Annotated in this window: 15 protein-coding genes; 9 read left to right on the forward strand and 6 right to left on the reverse strand. The window is 58.5% G+C overall.

Annotated features, from left to right (window positions below; genetic code table 11):
- Positions 1 to 111: 111 nt before the first annotated feature.
- Positions 112 to 798, forward strand: coding sequence for a heavy metal response regulator transcription factor (locus HV670_RS25285; protein ID WP_175107744.1), 687 nt, complete (start codon positions 112 to 114; stop codon positions 796 to 798).
- A complete protein-coding gene (locus HV670_RS25290) occupies positions 795 to 2279 on the forward strand; it encodes a heavy metal sensor histidine kinase (RefSeq protein WP_175107745.1) in 1485 nt (494 codons plus the stop codon). Before HV670_RS25285 ends, HV670_RS25290 begins: the two co-directional genes overlap by 4 nt.
- Before the next feature lie 50 nt (positions 2280 to 2329).
- Here the strand turns inward: HV670_RS25290 and HV670_RS25295 are convergent, their stop codons facing one another.
- Positions 2330 to 2476, reverse strand: coding sequence for a hypothetical protein (locus tag HV670_RS25295; RefSeq protein ID WP_175107734.1), 147 nt, complete (start codon positions 2474 to 2476; stop codon positions 2330 to 2332).
- 265 nt (positions 2477 to 2741) lie between these two features.
- Between HV670_RS25295 and HV670_RS25300 the strand changes: the two genes are divergently transcribed.
- The 6 genes from HV670_RS25300 to HV670_RS25325 all read left to right on the forward strand — a co-directional run bounded on the left by HV670_RS25300 (position 2742) and on the right by HV670_RS25325 (position 9365).
- Positions 2742 to 3446 (forward strand): glutathione binding-like protein, encoded by a 705-nt coding sequence (locus HV670_RS25300; protein WP_175107746.1) that lies wholly within the window; start codon positions 2742 to 2744, stop codon positions 3444 to 3446.
- A 450-nt stretch (positions 3447 to 3896) separates the two neighbouring features.
- Positions 3897 to 4991, forward strand: coding sequence for an ABC transporter ATP-binding protein (locus HV670_RS25305; protein WP_175107747.1), 1095 nt, complete (start codon positions 3897 to 3899; stop codon positions 4989 to 4991).
- On the forward strand, positions 4978 to 6066 hold the full coding sequence (locus tag HV670_RS25310; RefSeq protein ID WP_175107748.1) for an ABC transporter ATP-binding protein: 1089 nt from the start codon (positions 4978 to 4980) through the stop codon (positions 6064 to 6066). The genes HV670_RS25305 and HV670_RS25310 overlap by 14 nt, the downstream gene beginning before the upstream one ends.
- A complete protein-coding gene (locus tag HV670_RS25315) occupies positions 6063 to 6953 on the forward strand; it encodes a carbohydrate ABC transporter permease (protein ID WP_175107749.1) in 891 nt (296 codons plus the stop codon). The genes HV670_RS25310 and HV670_RS25315 overlap by 4 nt, the downstream gene beginning before the upstream one ends.
- Entirely contained in the window at positions 6946 to 7785 is an 840-nt protein-coding gene (locus HV670_RS25320; protein WP_246257939.1) for a carbohydrate ABC transporter permease, read from the forward strand. Before HV670_RS25315 ends, HV670_RS25320 begins: the two co-directional genes overlap by 8 nt.
- Positions 7698 to 9365, forward strand: coding sequence for an ABC transporter substrate-binding protein (locus tag HV670_RS25325; RefSeq protein WP_246257940.1), 1668 nt, complete (start codon positions 7698 to 7700; stop codon positions 9363 to 9365). Before HV670_RS25320 ends, HV670_RS25325 begins: the two co-directional genes overlap by 88 nt.
- Before the next feature lie 78 nt (positions 9366 to 9443).
- Here HV670_RS25325 and HV670_RS25330 read toward each other — a convergent pair whose 3' ends face one another.
- The 4 genes from HV670_RS25330 to HV670_RS25345 all read right to left on the reverse strand — a co-directional run bounded on the left by HV670_RS25330 (position 9444) and on the right by HV670_RS25345 (position 13905).
- On the reverse strand, positions 9444 to 10562 hold the full coding sequence (locus HV670_RS25330; RefSeq protein ID WP_175107750.1) for an Abi family protein: 1119 nt from the start codon (positions 10560 to 10562) through the stop codon (positions 9444 to 9446).
- 293 nt (positions 10563 to 10855) lie between these two features.
- Positions 10856 to 11977: an XRE family transcriptional regulator gene (locus HV670_RS25335; RefSeq protein WP_175107751.1), complete on the reverse strand. Its 1122-nt coding sequence runs from the start codon at positions 11975 to 11977 to the stop codon at positions 10856 to 10858.
- A gap of 343 nt (positions 11978 to 12320) precedes the next feature.
- A complete protein-coding gene (locus tag HV670_RS25340) occupies positions 12321 to 12626 on the reverse strand; it encodes a helix-turn-helix domain-containing protein (RefSeq protein WP_175107752.1) in 306 nt (101 codons plus the stop codon).
- Entirely contained in the window at positions 12598 to 13905 is a 1308-nt protein-coding gene (locus HV670_RS25345; RefSeq protein ID WP_246257941.1) for a type II toxin-antitoxin system HipA family toxin, read from the reverse strand. Before HV670_RS25345 ends, HV670_RS25340 begins: the two co-directional genes overlap by 29 nt.
- 616 nt (positions 13906 to 14521) lie before the next feature.
- On the opposite strand from HV670_RS25345, the gene HV670_RS25350 reads away from it, so the two are divergent.
- Entirely contained in the window at positions 14522 to 14905 is a 384-nt protein-coding gene (locus tag HV670_RS25350) for a hypothetical protein (protein WP_217478518.1), read from the forward strand.
- A gap of 209 nt (positions 14906 to 15114) precedes the next feature.
- Here HV670_RS25350 and HV670_RS25355 read toward each other — a convergent pair whose 3' ends face one another.
- Entirely contained in the window at positions 15115 to 15426 is a 312-nt protein-coding gene (locus HV670_RS25355) for a hypothetical protein (protein ID WP_175107753.1), read from the reverse strand.
- Between the last annotated feature and the right edge of the window lie 412 nt (positions 15427 to 15838).

A 15838-nucleotide genomic window follows, 5' to 3' on the forward strand; every position in this document is an offset into this window, starting at 1 on the left:
AACGAACCAAGCAAACAACACGAGGCGGAGGGCGGGAGACGGCGGTGGCGCGGGCAGCAATGACTGCCCGTTTCGGAGGCGGCTCGTATAATGCACGGCAAAGGTGGTGCGATGAAAGTATTGATAGTGGAAGATGAGCACAAGGTCGTCGACTACCTTCAGTCCGGCTTGACCGAGCAGGGCTGGGTTGTCGATGTCGCGATGGATGGCGAGGAGGGCACCCACCTCGCGACCGAGTTCGACTACGACGTGATCGTGCTCGACGTGATGCTCCCGAAGCGCGATGGCTTCAGCGTGCTCAAGGCCTTGCGCATGCGCAAGTCGACCCCCGTCATCATGCTGACCGCGCGCGATCAGATCAACGATCGCGTGCGCGGCTTGCGCGAGGGCGCCGACGATTACCTGACCAAGCCGTTTTCGTTTCTCGAACTCGTCGAGCGGCTCTATGCGCTGGCGCGGCGCACGCGTGCGCAGGAGTCGACACTGCTGTCGATCGGCGATCTCCACGTCGACCTGATCGGCCGGCGCGCGACCCGCAGCGGCGTGCGCCTCGAACTGACCGCCAAGGAATTCCAACTGCTGAGCGTGCTCGCCCGGCGGCAGGGCGACATACTCTCGAAGGCGGCGATCACCGAGCTCGTCTGGGAAGTCAACTTCGAAAGCCAGACCAATGTCGTCGAGACCGCGATCAAGCGCCTGCGCGCGAAGCTCGATGGGCCCTTCCCGAGCAAGCTGCTGCATACCGTTCGCGGCATGGGGTATGTGCTCGAAGTTCGCGAAGAGGCCAAGGCATCGTGAACCGCTCGATCGCGCGACGGCTCGCGGCGATGTTCGCGTTGGTCGCGCTGCTCGTGTTCACGCTCGTGGGGACGGGGCTTTTTCTTGTGCTGCGAGTGCAGCTCGAACATCATTTACGCGAATCGCTCGACGATCGTACCGAGATCGCCCGGATCATCGTCTATCACGCCGTCACACCGGAGAAGTGGCGCAGCGTACGCGAGAAGCTGACCGACATGACCCCGCTCGACGGCACCACAGTCTATGCGGTCTGGAGCGCGGACCCTGCTTATCAGTATGGTCGTCCGGTGACCGGGCACGCGATCAAGAGCTGGGAGAATGGCTATGAGCGGGTCCGGGAGCCGGGCAGCGAGTTCGACATGCTCACGCGCACGCTCACGATTCCCGCGTATGACAAACGCCCGATGGTTCAGTTGCAGGTGTCCGCAGGCTATCTGGCCAATACACGGACGATGCGCTCGTTTGGTTTTGCGTTGGCGGCTTTGTCAGCGCTGGGCAGTCTGACGGTGCTTTTGTTGAGCTATGCCGTGACGAGACTGGGACTCTCGCCGCTTACGCGATTGACGCGGGAGGCGTCGGAAGTCAGTCCGAACAATCGTTCGCAGCGGCTCGATACGCGTCTGCTTCCGCATGAACTCAGCGATCTTGCGAACTCGTTCAACGGCGCACTTGAGCGGCTCGATGTGGCGTATGGGCGGCTTGAATCGTTCAATGCGGACGTCGCGCACGAATTGCGCACGCCCGTCACGATCCTGATCGGACAGACTGAAGTGGCGCTGAGCCGCAGACGCTCGGTCGAGGACCTGAGCGTGACCCTGGAGTCGAATCTCGAAGAGTTCGAACGCATGCGCGCGATCATCAACGACATGCTGTTCCTCGCCCGGGCCGACCAGGGCGAACGCGCGACCGGACTCGTCGAAGTGTCGCTTGCGGCTGAGGTGGCGCATACCCTCGAGTATCTCGAGCTGCCGCTCGATGAGGCGCAGGTCCAGGCCGTCGCGAGCGGGTCCGCATCGGCGCATGTGAATCGTTCGCTGTTCGGCCGCGCGTTGACCAATTTGCTGATGAATGCGATCCAGCATTGCGCGCGCGGTTCGACGATCCACGTGACGATATTGCGTCGAGACGACCAGATACTCGTGTCGGTCGCCAATCCTGGTGCAGCGATCGAGCCGGCGGTGCTCGCTCATCTGTTTGATCGCTTCTATCGCGTCGAGGCGTCGCGCAGCAACAGCCGCGAGAATCATGGCCTTGGCCTCGCCATCGTCAAGGCGGTCGCGGAGATGCATCGCGGCACCGTCTTCGCGACCAGCGCGCACGGCATCAATACGTTCGGATTTTCCGTGCTGGCACCGGACAGATCGCAAGGCTCAACACGTGGGCCCACGACTCCTGCGACTTCGAACGACGATTCGACGTGTCAGCGTGGCTCGACGAAGAAGGTCGACAAGCAGGGGCGATCGACGGTAATGCTCGGCTGATTCATAGATAGCCGGGCTGACGCACTTTGATTGGAAAGCTTATCGAAAGCTCAGCGCTGCGGACGGCGGCTCGCTTCGAGCAGAAGCTCGCAGGTGCGCAGATGCAGTTCGAGCGCTTCGAGGGCCATGGCGCGGAGCTTTGACAGCCATGACGTCTTCGCGGGAACAGGGATGGATGACGTGGACATCGACTTCATGACTTAGCCTTCAAGAGTTGTTGTATAGGTAATTACCCTAAGTATAGTGCAGCTTCGTCCCATCGCAGGGATTTCAAAAATGCGTTTCGCAGGAAAGAAGGGTGTTGCAGGGTTCTACCGAGGCGTCGGTGGCCAGGTCCAAGGGTTCTGCGGCAATTCAAATCCACGTCTATATTTATCGCCTTGGTCACCGCGTGCACATTGCATTCGGCAGGGCACGACCTTCAACTTTTCACCGGCATTGAGCTAGTTCAAAAGGATCTACATGTCTAATTTGTCCGCGCTTCCGATCACAAAGAAATGGCCACCACAGCATCCTGATCGGCTTCAACTCTATTCGTTGCCGACGCCTAATGGCGCCAAGGTTTCGATCATGCTCGAGGAGACGGGTCTTGCCTATGAACCGCATACAGTGAGCTTTGGCACGAACGACCAGATGTCGCCCGAGTTTTTGTCGCTGAATCCGAACAACAAGATTCCGGCGATCATCGATCCGAATGGACCGGACGGGAAGTCGCTGCCTTTGTTCGAGTCGGGCGCGATCCTGATTTATCTGGCGGACAAGACCGGGCAGTTCATGCCGACGGATGCGGCTAGGCGCTACGAGACGATTCAATGGGTGATGTTCCAGATGGGCGGCATCGGGCCTATGTTCGGGCAGCTTGGCTTCTTCAACAAGTTCGCAGGCAAGGACTATGAGGACAAGCGTCCGCGTGACCGGTATGTCGGTGAATCGAAGCGGCTGCTGGGTGTGTTGGAGGCGAGGTTGAGCGGGCGCAAGTGGATCATGGGCGATGAATACACGATTGCCGACATCGCGACGTTCCCTTGGGTGAGGAACCTGATCGGATTTTACGAGGCGGGCGATCTCGTCGAGATCGACAAGTTTCCGAACGTCACGCGAGCGCTGGATGCGTTTGTAGCGCGGCCCGCGGTGACGAGAGGGCTGGATATTCCGAAGCGGGCTTGACGTTCAATCTTTGAGCGATGAAGCGGGCGTCCGCTCATCGCTTCCGAATCGGAGTTGGATCGGGCATCACCAGCCTGAATCCGTCCTCCAACACGCTGGCAGATCGTCGATCTGCCGCGGTCTGTAACTGAAGTGCACGCACTCGTTCTCCGTCAGGACGTCGGAGAACGCAGCCCTCGCCCTCTCGGGGCACTCCCATCCCGCCTGACAGAAATCTTCCCTAGCACCATAGCGAAAATATCCGAACACGATTCTGTCAAGGTTTTGGGCGCTTTTTTTCGTTTTTGGTCGTTAACCCCAATTAAATCGTAATAAAACTAAAAGGAGAATGTAAGCCGTTATTTTGCTTCGTTGCGAGGCACGCGTTGCGAATCGTGGCAGCCGTCTCCGCACAAAACGGCTGAGAAGGTCAGTCGCAAGAAGCAAGCAGATTGACCAATAGGAGGGCACGTGGTCCTGGAACTGGAGCGGGTCAACGTCGTTTCAGTTGGGCAATCGCATCTATACGGCGTCGATTTGCGTCTGACTCCTGGGGCGATCAACGTCCTGCTCGGGCCCACGCAGGCCGGCAAGACGACGCTGATGCGCGTGATGGCCGGCCTCGACCGCCCGAGCAGTGGCCGGGTTCTCGTCGACGGCAAGGACGTCACCGGCGTTGGTGTGCGGCAGCGCAACCTTGCCATGGTCTATCAGCAGTTCATCAACTATCCCGCGATGACGGTGTTCGACAACATCGCATCGCCCCTCAAGCTGCAAAAGACCGACTCCGCGCATATTGCACAGCGCGTGAATGAAGTCGCCGAGAAACTTCATATCGAACACCTGTTGCAACGGCGGCCAGGAGAGTTGTCCGGCGGCCAGCAGCAGCGCTGTGCATTGGCGCGCGCACTCGTCAAACGTTCGTCGCTGGTGTTGCTCGACGAACCGCTCGTCAATCTCGACTACAAGCTGCGCGAAGAACTCCGCGCCGAGCTCACGACCCTGTTCGCCGACGGCAAGACGACTGTCGTCTATGCGACCACCGAACCCCTTGAAGCGCTATTGCTTGGCGGCTACACAGCCGTCGTCGACAAGGGACGTGTGCTGCAATACGGTCCGACCCTCGACGTCTACACCGCGCCGGCGACCGTCGATGTCGCGGCCGTTTTCAACGATCCGCCCATGAACATGCTGACGAGCGATGTCAGCGAGGGCGGCACCGCGCATCTGCCCATCGGCATCGAAGTGCGGCTCGAGCGCGCGCTGACGACTGCGGGCACATGCCGGATCGGCATTCGTCCCGCGAATCTGCGGTTGGCTCCCCGCACATCGCATTCGCTCGCCGTGCCGTGTCGGCTCGAACTTGCTGAACTGAGCGGCTCGGAGACCTACCTGCACCTGCACACACAGAACGGGGGTATCGATCTCATCGCCCAACTGCAGGGCGTGCATCAGATTGAACTCGGCACCTCGCTCGATGTATTCATCGACCCCGATGAACTGTTCGTGTTCGGCCCGGACGCAAAGCTTGTAGCTGGAGTGGAGGCAAGCCATGGCGCGTATTGAGTTTCATGACCTTGCACATGCCTATCGTCCGAAGCCGGCCAGCCTCGACGACTACGCATTGCAGCCGATGTCGATGGTCTGGGAAGACGGCGGCGCGTACGCGCTGCTTGGGCCGTCCGGGTGTGGCAAATCCACCTTGCTGAATATCGTGTCGGGCCTCGTGACGCCGTCGCAGGGCAGAGTGCTGTTCGACGGTCGGGACGTCACGGCGCTCAGCGCACGCGAACGCAACATCGCCCAGGTGTTCCAGTTCCCGGTGATCTACGACACGATGTCTGTCTTCGACAACCTCGCGTTCCCGCTGCGCAATCGCGGCATCGCGGCACCCGAGGTAAAAGCGCGAGTCGAGGAAGTCGCGGACATCCTCGAGCTGACGCGCGAACTCAGACACAAGGCGAGCAATCTGTCGGCGGATGCCAAACAGAAGATCTCCCTCGGACGCGGACTCGTCCGCAAGGACGTTGCCGCGATCCTGTTCGACGAGCCGCTGACCGTTATCGATCCGCACATGAAATGGGTGCTGCGGCGACAGTTGAAGAAGATCCACCAACAACTGAAGCTCACGCTGATCTACGTCACACATGATCAGGTTGAAGCGCTCACCTTCGCCGACGAAGTTGTCGTGATGACCAATGGCCGCATCGTGCAGAAAGGCGGTCCGAAATCGTTGTTCCTGAGCCCCGACCATTCATTTGTGGGCTACTTCATCGGTAGCCCCGGGATGAACTTGTGTCCGCTCGCGCTTGACTCTGACGGCGTGATGATCGGTACGCAGCGACTGCAGGTCGATGCAGGCACGCTGGCGGCGCTCAAGGCGGCGGGCGGCCCGCTGACGCTTGGCATCCGCCCGGAGTTCACGCGGCTTGCCGACACCGACGGACCGGGATTGGTCAAAGCGCAACTGCTCCGTTCGCAGAATCTCGGCAACTACCAACTCGTGACAGCGGATTGTGACGGCCACGTCTTCAGCGCCAAAGCCGATCCGCACGCCTGGCTGACCCCGGGGCCGATCTGGCTGCAGCTCGCTGCGCCCGAAACCGTGTACTTCAGCAACGACGAAAGGATCAGGCGATGAAACCTCTGAACCAGAAAGCCTGGCTGCTGATCGTGCCCGTGTTCATCTGCGTGGCGTTTTCCGCGATCATGCCCTTGATGACCGTCGTGAACTATTCCGTGCAAGACATCATCAGCCCGACCCAGCATGTATTCGTCGGCACCGAGTGGTTCCGCAACATCATCAACGACGACGATCTGCGCGGTGCGCTCGGCCGACAGATGATCTTCTCCCTTTGCGTACTGCTGTTCGAGATTCCACTTGGCGTGGGCCTCGCACTGGCGATGCCGGCTTCAGGCTGGCGTGCATCGGTGGCGCTCGTCGTGCTGGCCATGCCGCTACTGATTCCGTGGAACGTGGTCGGCACCATCTGGCAGATCTTCGCGCGACCCGACATCGGCTTGTTCGGCTACTGGCTCAATTACGCGGGCGTTGAATACAACTACACCGCGAGCCCCTCGTCGGCGTGGGTGACGGTGCTTGTGATGGACGTCTGGCATTGGACGCCGCTCGTCGCACTGCTCTGCTATGCGGGCCTGCGCGCGATTCCCGATGCTTTTTATCAGGCCGCGGAGATCGATGGTGCGAGCCGCGTCGCAGTGTTCCGCTATATCGAGTTGCCGAAGCTGCGCGGGGTGCTGATGATTGCCGTACTGCTGCGGTTCATGGACAGCTTCATGATCTACACCGAGCCATTCGTGCTGACAGGCGGCGGCCCCGGTGATTCGACCACCTTTCTGAGCCAGTACCTCACGCAGAAAGCCGTGGGGCAGTTCGACCTTGGCCCGGCCGCGGCCTTCTCGCTGATCTACTTCCTCATCATCCTGCTGTTCTGCTTCATCCTTCACAACTGGATGGAGCGCGTCGGCAAGGGCGGTCCAGCCGCGATGGGAGACGACCATGCATGACAAACGGCGCTGGATACGCACCCTGCTTCTTGTCGTCTACCTCCTGTTCGCACTGGTTCCGCTCTACTGGATGCTGTCTGTTTCGGTGCGCACGAACGAGGAAACGCTCTCGTCGTTTTCGACTTTTCCGCGGCATCTGACCTTCGAGAACTACAAGGTCATCTTCACCGATCCGTCGTGGTACTGGGGCTATATCAATTCAATCATCTATGTGCTGATGAACACGGTGATGTCAGTGCTGGTGGCGTTGCCAGCGGCTTATGCATTTTCGCGTTACCGGTTTCTTGGCGACAAGCATATGTTCTTCTGGTTGCTCACCAATCGAATGACACCTCCGGCTGTCTTTCTGCTGCCGTTTTTCCAGCTGTATTCGAGCGTCGGCTTGATGGACACGTACATCGCGGTGGCACTCGCGCACATGCTGTTCAACGTGCCACTTGCTGTATGGATTCTCGAGGGTTTCATGTCGGGCGTCTCGCGCGAGATCGATGAGACCGCCTATATCGACGGCTACACCTTTCCGGCGTTCTTTATCAAGATTTTCCTGCCGCTGATCAAGTCAGGCGTTGGCGTGACGGCGTTCTTCTGCTTCATGTTCAGTTGGGTCGAATTGCTGCTTGCGCGCACCCTCACGTCGGTCAATGCGAAGCCGATTGCCGCGGTGATAACACGCACGGTGTCGGCGGCCGGCATGGACTGGGGTGTGCTGTCGTCTTTGCCGGGGCCTTTGCAGGTCAGGCAGCGATGGCCGGTACGGCTGAAGCGCAGAAATGGATCGACAGTGAGTTCCAGCCGAGCACGCTGTCGAAGCAACAGCAGGTCGATGAGATGAAGTGGTTCATCGATGCAGCGGCCAAGCTCAAGTCGCAGGGCGTGACGGAAGTGCATGTGGTGTCTGAGACGCTCGATACCCATATGTATGAATCGAAGACGCTCGCGACGGCGTTTACCGAAATTACCGGCATCAGGGTCAAGCACGACATCATTCAGGAAGGGGATGTCGTGGAGAAGTTGCAGACCTCGATGCAGTCGGGGAAGAGCATCTATGACGGGTGGATCTCGGACTCGGATCTGATTGGGACGCACTATCGGTATGGGGTGGTCGTGCCGCTTTCGGACTATATGGAGGGGGAAGGGAAGGCTTATACGAATCCTGGGATCGATATCAAGGATTTCATTGGGACGAGCTTTACGACTGCGCCGGATAAGAAGCTTTACCAGTTGCCTGATCAGCAGTTTGCGAACCTCTATTGGTTCCGGGCGGACTGGTTTGCGCGGAAGGACTTGCAGGACAAGTTCAAGGCGAAGTACGGGTATGAGCTCGGGGTGCCGGTGAACTGGAGCGCGTATGAGGACATCGCGGAGTTCTTTTCTAACGATGTGAAGACTATCGATGGGGCGAGGGTTTACGGGCATATGGACTACGGCAAGAAGGATCCTTCGCTGGGGTGGCGGTTTACTGATGCCTGGCTGTCGATGGCGGGTGAGGCGGATAAGGGAATTCCAAACGGGCTGCCAGTCGATGAGTGGGGAATTCGGGTGACGCCGGATGGGTGTCATGCGGTGGGGGCGTCTGTGTCGCGTGGGGGTGGCACGAATAGCCCGGCAGCGGTTTATGCGACTACGAAGTACATCGATTGGCTCAAGAAATATGCGCCGCCTGAAGCTCCGGGGATGACGTTCAATGAAGCAGGGCCGGTGCCGGCGCAAGGGAAGATCGCGCAGCAGGTGTTTTGGTACACCGCGTTCACGGCGTCGATGCTCAAGCCGGGGAATGTGACGAATCCGGATGGGACGCCGAAGTGGCGGATGGCTCCGTCGCCGCATGGGCCGTATTGGAAGGATGGGATGCAGAACGGGTATCAGGACGTGGGGTCCTGGACGTTCTTTAAGTCCACTCCTCCCAACCAACGTGCGGCTGCCTGGTTGTATGCGCAGTTTGTGACGTCGAAGTCGGTGTCCTTGAAGAAGTCGATCGTGGGGCTGACGTTTATTCGGGACTCGGATATTCATAGTGATTACTTCACCAAGAATGCGGATAAGTATGGTGGGTTGATTGAGTTTTATCGAAGCCCGGCGCGGGTTGCTTGGACGCCGACTGGGAACAACGTGCCGGACTATCCGAAGATGGCGCAGTTGTGGTGGAAGAATGTCGCGACCGCGGTTGCAGGGGAGAAGACGCCGCAGGCTGCGATGGACAACCTTGCCAAGGAGATGGATCAGGTGCTTGGGCGGTTGCAGCGGGCAGGGATGAAGGTTTGTGCGCCGGAGTTGAATGCGGAAAGCAGTCCGGCTAAGTGGCTGTCGGATGAGCATGCGCCTTGGAAGCAGCTGGCGAATGAGAAGCCGAAGGGGGAAACGGTTAAGTATGAGCAGCTGCTTACGGCTTGGAAGGAAGGGAAGGTGAGGTAGGGGAGGGGTGTGGTGATGGGTTTGCGGGCGGCACGATGTGCCGCCCGTTTTTGTATTGGGAGACTTAGGGCGCGTTGCTCAATCGCGTTCCGAATTCTTCGGTGTGGGCGTGCGAAATGGTCCGTTGTCGGCACGCCGAGCTATGTCGATGCACGCGGATTCCGAGACTGCGTACATACCTGCTGCTTCGCCTGCCGCACGATAGTCGGTGCAAGGTGTCGCGCAGGTCAAATAGCCGACCTGGCGGTGCCCATCCTTCAAGAGCACAGGTTGCCGGCGGCGGGCAGCATAGCGTAAAGCTTTTCGCAGTGTGCGCATGTTCGCGATGGTCGCAAAGTCGATTTCCGCAGGTGGCAGCGCTTGCCGGTAGGTCCTAAGGGTTTCGGGTTGCAGCAGGTTCAGGCAGCGCAGATGCAATTCGCTCGTGCTGTGATGGGTCGCGACGGCCGGCGACAGCCAGTCCAGCAACTCGGTCACACGGCAATACAGCAGCCGCAAGCGAGTTAAGGCGTCGGCTGGTGTCGAGGGCGCTGACGCCTGCATATTCAGCGGAGAGCCTGAGCGAGCCCGGCCTTCGCGCATAAGCGGGCCGAGTTTCCAGATGGGCTCGTGATGCGCGATGCGATTGCGCAGCGCATTACATAGATCAAGCCGGGCAAACAGGGCATCGCGATGCTTCGGTTTAGTCCAATAGGTAATCTGGCGTTGCCTATGGCCGGGCAAGACGTCGACGAGGATATGGCCCCAACTCACCGCCTGATGGCGGAGGTCCTTTTTCAAATCGAGAAGGTGGGGCCAGAATCCGAAGGTCAGGCCAGACACCACATCGTCGGGTGACGGCGCTGGCACCCGGGGTAGCATTCGCTGGCCTCGCCTGCAGTGAGTAATGTCCATGATCTTGGACTTGGAGTGGGCACCCAGTGCCACGTGCGCGTACCAGTCCCTGGAACCATGGCCCCCGGCTGTACCATAGCGCAGGCTCATTGCATGATGAAACTGGTTGCGCAGAACTACCTCGACCAGGGAAATGATGCGGAACAGCACGGCGCTCAGGTCGTCGTTCCACTTGTAAAGACCGAGTGCTTCGGCGTCATTTGCGGCACCAAAGAAGCTGCGGTAGTTGCTCAGGCGCGGGTACGAAAGGGCCTGAATGCGTGCTAGAGTCCCCTCCGTATTGGTTTTGATCTGTTTGAGCATGCGTGTTACCATCGTAGCGTAAGCGCTTGGGTTACATGGCTTGGCTGCTCTCTCTTCGGACGGACGCTAGGCTCCAAGACGCAAAAGAGGAGGCGGCCGCGCAAGCGGCCGTTTTCCTTTGTGCCAGGCATTACGGCAACTACCAGGGTTCCGGTCAGCGTTTCCTCGACGCACTTCACGACAGTCTCGATGGCGAAGTGGTTGCTGATGGCCTTCCGACAATCAGTTCGGAACGCTTCAAGGATGACCTTGGTGTCCGCTAATACTTGGGCTTTGGCCATGCTGCGCTCGCCTCACAGCTCGAATGGGGCAGTGAGGTCGTACTGCGCGAACAGATCAGTTAACTCACCAAGGCCAAGCCCCATGGTCTTGGCTGCTTTGCGTGCAGATAGCCTTCCGTTCTCCAGCGCTTCGTGGAGCATCTTCACGAAGCTTGGGGAAAAATGTTTGGGAGGGGGCGAAGCTGACGGGCGCTGTCGCTCTCGTATGAGGAGACGTCGGGTGTCATCATCGATGAGCTTGAGGTTGAACAGTCGCCAGGCAAGTGCTACCGGCGCAACCCGCAGCAGGGCCGCGACTTCACAAAGGTGAGTGATATCGTCAAGACGAGTGGGCTCAATCAGCTTGTCGAGCGATGCTCGCGGCATCAGCAGGGCAGCAGCAAAGTTGTTCGCTAGTTGCTCGACACGCTTGCCCTTGCTACGTTCCTCGACAGAGTTCAATTCTCGATGATCCGGCTTCATCGCATCCCATGTCAGGGCGTGAAAGAGTTCATGCGCAAGATCATAGAAACGTCGGGCTTCCGTTTCGTTACGATTGATCAAGATAACGCCCATCTGCTCGAGGTGACAGGTCGCTCCCAAGATGGACTGGCCTTCGTCAGTGACCACGGTATCGACGAACAAAACGGGGATGTCTAGTTCGCGCTCGATTTTGTCGATCAGACTTTCAGCCGGAATAACACCAAGGAGGAGTTCGCTAGCAAGACTCTCTGCGCGAGCCTGCGCATCCTCGAAGGAAGATTGTGCAGACAGCCGCAGCGAGTGTTTGAGTGCACTGGCACGACTGTCCTGTTGTTCGCGAAACCAGCGAAGCAGGCCGATCCATTGACCCGCCTTGAGTTCGAACTGGTCGAGGCACTCTTGGGACACTTCAGGTGCGGCACGCCATGAGAACTGAGCTTCTCCCGCGACGGCGAAGAGATCGATGAAGAACTCGATGTCCCGGTCCACCAGATCGGACAGCGCCAACATCTCTTCCGGCTTCAGGATGCGCTTGCCGTTCTCGATATCGGACACGGACTGGCGGTCATTTAAGGCCAATTCCCGGGTGAGCCTATCTTGCGTCCAGCCCGTGGCCTCGCGTGCCGCCTTGACGCGATGACCGATCAGTTTCTGCGAGATTTCTTGTAGCATGGCACTCACCCGGTGAGGTGCTAACTTAGTCTCGCATTTCCTCTTCCGCAAGAATGTCTCTTGAAATTCAGTTTGCAACTTTACGAAAAGGAGACCTGCTCTAGATCAGCAAACGACGGTACTCGGTCTCCAGATATTCGTCGAAGGCGTCTATGTCTAAGGCACCACCGCGTCATAGGTGGCGTACGGTCGCGTCGGACTTGACCTGTGTTCGGACCAAAGTATCAGCCATTTTTTTTGCGCCTGCTGCTGCGATGATCGTTGATGAAAGGACGTCGGCACCCTGTAGAGCAAGCGCAGACGCGCTTGCTTCGGGACATCTCCTGGCACCATTTGATAGTTGCTAGCTTGAGGTCGGCAATACGGGTTCTTTCCGCCTGATCGGGACGAACCCGACCTTCAGGCCAAAGAGCTTCGCAACACTGTTGAGCGAGTCGACGGTCGGATTCCCGGTCCCGCGCTCGATGTCCTGGATGACCCGGCGGCTGACGCTTCGGTGCGCGGCGAATTCAGCCTGGGTCAGGCCTGTCATCTCGCGCATCGCTTTCATGACCTCAGGAATGGTCATGTCGCCCTGGCCGATCCTTTCGTAGAAAGCGCGGCGCAGAGCTTCCTGCTCTTCACGGGTAGGTCGGTTCCGACGCGGCATGATGGGCCTCTGGCGGTTGAAGGGCTTTCAGTTGTCGGGTCTGCGTATCAATGGACGGCGTCAGGAACTCGATGATGTCGTGATCGACGCCCCGCGCTTCCATGATGTCGGGCAGGCGCTCGATCTGCACGGCAAAGCGGCTCAATTCAAGGGCGAGCATTCGGCGCTCGTGGTCAGGTACAGGCAGTGCCGCAAGGACGTCGGCCCAGTCCGTAAGCTCAACCCGCGTGTCTGGCCGATACCACCTCAGCGCACGTGGAATCAACTCGGGATCCAGGTACATCGGCGCGAAGTCGAACAGGGGCGTGAGCCGGACTTTGCCTTCGACCAACTGCAAGGCTGTATTGCGCGCGTGATTGTCCGTGTTGCGCATCGCCAGATTGAGCACGTCCCTCTTGATGAATTCGAGCGTTTCGGCTGATGGATCGGTCACAATCTTGCGGATCCCGGCCACGACCTCGAAGAGGCTCGGGCGCAGGTCAAAGCCGGGTAGCCCCAGGGTAGAGGCCACGCTTTCCTGATGGAGGCGCACGACTTTCCCGTCGCGCGCGATCCGGTCAAAGCGCGGGACCAACAGAACGTCTCCGTGAAGGGTCGGCAAATCCGCGTGTGTGCGGATACCAAGCGTGGCGGCCACCCGCATATACGCCGCTTCGTTGCGAAGGACCTTGCCGTCGGCCGCGCTATTCCCGCGCGGCAGTTTCGCGATCAGATGCTGGGTAGCGTCGGCATCAGGAAGGACAGCATCACCGTGTAGCAGGCCTGTTCGGTCCCGGGTTAGCAGGTATTTCGGCGCAGCACCCTGGACCCCCGTGGTGCCGGTGCCCAGCATCCCATGCAGGAACATCCTTTCCTTGAATTCAGCGCTGCGCACGACGACGTCGTCGATTGTCAGGCCAGGTAGGCCACGCGCGGCCGGGTGCTGCGCCACGTGCTTCTCAAAATAGTCGACTGCCTCGGCAATTCGGATTCGGCCAACGGGATTGAAGGCGCCCGCGCAGATTAGCGGAAAGTCCGCGTCAGGGCCGTCCGGTAGTCTCAGTTCGCCCAGCAGGAAGTGACGGCCAGCTCCTTGCGGGACGAGGTCGTAGAGGAAGGCAGGCAGGGTCCGGGCCGCGCGGATGTCCATATCTACGGGCTCAGCCAGTGATAGCGGGGCGCCCGAATGCTCGACGGCGTACATAACCAGATGATTCCACTGGCAAAGGCCGCGGTTGAGTTCGATCTGCGCGCAGTCAACCCAGCGATCTTCCAGGAATATCTGCAGGGTGCAATCCATGAGGCAACTCCTTGTGCCTCATAAATGTAGCACGATAACGCGATGAGTTGCTTATGCGCTTCTTATAAGAGGCTCTTTGATGAATTCGGCGACTGGATAACCTGAAGGTGTGGCGCTCTGCATCTCCTGTTTGCAAACAGTGTGCGATGTGCTTGCGTCATACCTTGTCCCCAGCGTCGGCGATCTCCATCAGGGCGGTCCGCGCGTCGGTGCCGCTGTCTTCGCCGATCGCTGCCTCGCTTGGCCCCGCGTCACCACCGGCCGACAAACACCTTCACGCTACGCGGCGCCACGGAACGCTCAGCACGATCGAGCTAGTATCTAGCACGATCGTGCCAAATTTTGGCTCGGTTTCGTGCGCTGGTGGGCGCTCAAACAGATTGCTCTCTGACTGAGCGTAGTCATTCAAAAGTGCCTACAAGCTGCGTCAGTTTGTAATATTTTTTGCGACGGACCTCAATTTTTTCGTCAAGCGCCCGTTATCAATTAGCGACGGCTTCAATGAGCCGTCAAGAACGAAGTCAGGGACCGCAAAGTTGCACGGTTTCAATTGAAGACACGGGCTATGGTGTCACACAGGCCTGGGCACTTACCGAGTGAGATTAGGGGAGCGGTTGTGAAGAAAATTGCTGTTTTTGCAATGGTACTGGTGCTTGCTGGCTGTGCGGGCGTGGGAAACGAGAGCTTGCGCTCTGAATCGGAAGCCACTGTTTCGACAAAAATTGTCGAGGGAAAGACCACGAAAGACCAAGTCAAAGAACTGTTCGGCTCGCCGACGAAGACCGAATTTACTGACGGGGGACTTGAGATCTGGCGTTACGAGTTTTCGAAGGTGTCAGCCGATGCTGTCGATTTCATCCCGATCGTCAACCTGTTCGGCAGCAGCGCGAGCGGCAAAAAGAAAGAACTGGTCGTGATGTTCGACTCATCAAACGTCGTAAAGCGTTATTCGATGAGCGTGTCAGATGTTTCACAAAAGACTGGACTGTTCAATAACTAAGTACGGGGCGCACGAATGATCCTTGGCTTCACTTGGCAGTGGGGCTAAGGGAATCCGTAACAGACGTCGAATACTGAGACCGGAAGACGTGTTCGCTTGGATTGCGCCGACGACTTAGATTGGCCCTGCGTGCAATTCGGCGGTATAGGTCGTGGGAACCTGCTCGATGCACCCCACGGAACGCGCCAGACCGCATTCCTCGATGCGCTCTATCTGTTCGATCGCGGCGCGTCGACGGCGGGCACTTCTGGGGCACGAGCGGTGTCTTCATCGATTCGAGCCTGAGTGCGCAGTGACAGCACGTCGTCCTGCGGGTTTTTGAAGACGGAGCGGCGGTAAATTGTCGCTCCCTTGGTAGGCGGGAGCGATGGCTTTTTCACGGTCTTGCCGGCGGCAAGCTTTGCCTGATAGCCGATGGGCGGGACTGGAATGTCCTGGCTCACGCAAATCTTGCGAAGCCCGACGTCAGAGATTTGATACCTCTTCGACACCTTGCTGACGGGCTCTGACCAGATTTCCACGTACAGCTTTTCGCCGCACCGCGTCCTCTTCTTTATATAAGTGACTTAAGATGTATACGTAGTAGTAGATAGTAAGCAGACGCTGTGGCTGTGGACAACTGGGACTATTGGAGCCGCCTCAAGAACTTACGAAACGAATAGGTTCGTTATAGCCACCTGAAAAGTCCAGACAAGGCGGAACAACTTTCACTCCCGTTCGAATTCTCGAAGCTTATCCAGATTCCATACAGTCAACGCCCACGGTCATACAAAGGTTGTCCACAGGTGGTCTGTGAGCAACGCGTTGAGACTGTCAAAGACTGTAAGCGCACGGCAATCCCATCTTGAACGAAGCGCATCGAACCAGCGACGATCGTGTCCACTTCAAACTTAAGTGGACACGTGTACAGCATGGAAGAGGATGTCAAAGTTC

Origin of the sequence: Pararobbsia alpina (genome assembly GCF_902859895.1) — a bacterium.
Classification (GTDB): Bacteria; Pseudomonadota; Gammaproteobacteria; order Burkholderiales; family Burkholderiaceae; genus Pararobbsia; species Pararobbsia alpina.

Excerpts from the sequence above, each read along its gene's own strand:
- HV670_RS25285 (WP_175107744.1), top strand. The coding sequence starts at position 112 with ATGAAAGTATTGATAGTGGAAGATGAGCACAAGGTCGTCGACTACCTT.
- HV670_RS25295 (WP_175107734.1), bottom strand. The coding sequence starts at position 2,476 with ATGAAGTCGATGTCCACGTCATCCATCCCTGTTCCCGCGAAGACGTCA.
- HV670_RS25300 (WP_175107746.1), top strand. The coding sequence starts at position 2,742 with ATGTCTAATTTGTCCGCGCTTCCGATCACAAAGAAATGGCCACCACAG.
- HV670_RS25310 (WP_175107748.1), top strand. The coding sequence starts at position 4,978 with ATGGCGCGTATTGAGTTTCATGACCTTGCACATGCCTATCGTCCGAAG.
- HV670_RS25315 (WP_175107749.1), top strand. The coding sequence starts at position 6,063 with ATGAAACCTCTGAACCAGAAAGCCTGGCTGCTGATCGTGCCCGTGTTC.
- HV670_RS25320 (WP_246257939.1), top strand. The coding sequence starts at position 6,946 with ATGCATGACAAACGGCGCTGGATACGCACCCTGCTTCTTGTCGTCTAC.
- HV670_RS25325 (WP_246257940.1), top strand. The coding sequence starts at position 7,698 with ATGGCCGGTACGGCTGAAGCGCAGAAATGGATCGACAGTGAGTTCCAG.
- HV670_RS25330 (WP_175107750.1), bottom strand. The coding sequence starts at position 10,562 with ATGCTCAAACAGATCAAAACCAATACGGAGGGGACTCTAGCACGCATT.
- HV670_RS25335 (WP_175107751.1), bottom strand. The coding sequence starts at position 11,977 with ATGCTACAAGAAATCTCGCAGAAACTGATCGGTCATCGCGTCAAGGCG.
- HV670_RS25340 (WP_175107752.1), bottom strand. The coding sequence starts at position 12,626 with ATGCCGCGTCGGAACCGACCTACCCGTGAAGAGCAGGAAGCTCTGCGC.
- HV670_RS25345 (WP_246257941.1), bottom strand. The coding sequence starts at position 13,905 with ATGGATTGCACCCTGCAGATATTCCTGGAAGATCGCTGGGTTGACTGC.